This window comes from Streptomyces sp. NPDC056600, assembly GCF_042792855.1.
In the GTDB taxonomy this organism is placed as follows: Bacteria; Actinomycetota; Actinomycetes; order Streptomycetales; family Streptomycetaceae; genus Streptomyces.
Window position 1 is genome coordinate 2106 of sequence record NZ_JBHTVQ010000018.1, and the last position, 2273, is coordinate 4378.

The window sequence follows — 2273 nt, forward strand, 5'->3', positions numbered from 1 at the left end:
CGTTGAGCTGGGGGTGGCCGCAGAGACCAGCGAGAAGCGACTGTTTACTAAAAACACAGGTCCGTGCGAAGCCGTAAGGCGATGTATACGGACTGACGCCTGCCCGGTGCTGGAACGTTAAGGGGACCGGTTAGCTCCATTTCGGTGGGGCGAAGCTGAGAACTTAAGCGCCAGTAAACGGCGGTGGTAACTATAACCATCCTAAGGTAGCGAAATTCCTTGTCGGGTAAGTTCCGACCTGCACGAATGGCGTAACGACTTCTCGACTGTCTCAACCATAGGCCCGGTGAAATTGCACTACGAGTAAAGATGCTCGTTTCGCGCAGCAGGACGGAAAGACCCCGGGACCTTTACTACAGTTTGATATTGGTGTTCGGTTCGGCTTGTGTAGGATAGCTGGGAGACTTTGAAGCTCACACGCCAGTGTGGGTGGAGTCGTCGTTGAAATACCAGTCTGGTCGTGCTGGATGTCTAACCTGGGTCCGTGATCCGGATCAGGGACAGTGTCTGATGGGTAGTTTAACTGGGGCGGTTGCCTCCTAAAGAGTAACGGAGGCGCCCAAAGGTTCCCTCAGCCTGGTTGGCAATCAGGTGTTGAGTGTAAGTGCACAAGGGAGCTTGACTGTGAGACCGACGGGTCGAGCAGGGACGAAAGTCGGGACTAGTGATCCGGCGGTGGCTTGTGGAAGCGCCGTCGCTCAACGGATAAAAGGTACCCCGGGGATAACAGGCTGATCTTCCCCAAGAGTCCATATCGACGGGATGGTTTGGCACCTCGATGTCGGCTCGTCGCATCCTGGGGCTGGAGTCGGTCCCAAGGGTTGGGCTGTTCGCCCATTAAAGCGGTACGCGAGCTGGGTTTAGAACGTCGTGAGACAGTTCGGTCCCTATCCGCTGTGCGCGTAGGAGTCTTGAGAAGGGCTGTCCCTAGTACGAGAGGACCGGGACGGACGAACCTCTGGTGTGCCAGTTGTCCTGCCAAGGGCATGGCTGGTTGGCTACGTTCGGGAGGGATAACCGCTGAAAGCATCTAAGCGGGAAGCCTGCTTCGAGATGAGGACTCCCACCCACTTGATGGGGTAAGGCTCCCAGTAGACGACTGGGTTGATAGGCCAGATCTGGAAGCCCGGTAACGGGTGGAGGTGACTGGTACTAATAGGCCGAGGGCTTGTCCTCAGTTGCTCGCGTCCACTGTGTTGGTTCTGAGGCAACGAACAGTTGCCGGCTTAGAGCAGAACTCTCAAACTGAAAAGTGTGCTTGTTCGCTCGAAACCAATAGGGTTTCGGTGGTCATAGCGTGAGGGAAACGCCCGGTTACATTCCGAACCCGGAAGCTAAGCCTCACAGCGCCGATGGTACTGCAGGGGGGACCCTGTGGGAGAGTAGGACGCCGCCGAACAATTTTTTGGAGGACCCTCGGTCCCAGCGTTCAGCTGGGGCTGGGGGTCCTTTTTGTTTTTCCCCTTTTTGTTCTGCCGCAGTACGGGAACCCGACTGCGCGACGATGCTTAGCAGTACCGAAGACTAGGAGTCACCGATGTCCACCAACTCTCCCGACGAGCGCCCCGAGCGCGAGCCACGCCGCCGGGACGGTGGTGATCGCGGAGACCGCGGCGGCTTCCGCAGGGACGACCGTGGTCCGCGCCAGGGCGGCGGCGACCGCGGCGGTTTCGGCCGGCGTGACGACCGTGGCGGTGACCGTGGTGGCTTCCGCCGTGACGATCGCGGTGACCGTGGGGGCGACCGCGGCGGGTTCGACCGTCGTGACGACCGTGGCCCGCGTCGCGACGACGACCGTGGTGGTTTCCGCGGCGGTCGTGACGACCGCGGCGGTGACCGTGGCGGCTTCCGCGGCCGTGACGACCGCGGCGGCGAGCGCGGGGGCGACCGTGGCGGTTTCCGCCGCGAGGGTGGCGACCGTCCCGGGTTCCGCCGTGACAGCGGTGACCGGCCGGGCTTCCGCCGTGACGACCGCGGTGGCGACCGTGGCGGTTTCCGTCGTGACGACCGTGGCCCGCGCCGCGACGACGACCGCGGTGGCTTCCGGCGTGACGATCGTGGCGGTGAGCGCCGCGAGTTCGACCGCGGTGGGGACCGTGGCGGTTTCCGTCGTGACGACCGTGGTCCGCGTCGTGACGACGACCGTGGTGGCTTCCGCAGGGATGATCGCAGCGGGGACCGTGGCGGTTTCCGCCGCGAGGGTGGCGACCGTCCCGGGTTCCGCCGTGACAGCGGTGACCGGCCGGGCTTCCGCCGTGACGACCGCGGTGGGT

General features: G+C 62.7%; 2 rRNA genes and 1 pseudogene (1 of these 3 only partly in view). 2 read left to right on the plus strand and 1 reads right to left on the minus strand.

What is annotated here, in order from left to right:
* A 23S ribosomal RNA gene (locus ACFRAV_RS11845) occupies nt 1–1176 on the plus strand; it begins 1821 nt to the left of the window's first position.
* A gap of 106 nt (nt 1177–1282) precedes the next feature.
* Nucleotides 1283–1399 (plus strand): 5S ribosomal RNA (rrf, locus tag ACFRAV_RS11850).
* Nucleotides 1400–1531: 132 nt separating this feature from the next.
* Here rrf and ACFRAV_RS11855 read toward each other — a convergent pair.
* A pseudogene (locus tag ACFRAV_RS11855) lies at nt 1532–2273 on the minus strand (hypothetical protein); the annotation flags it as partial.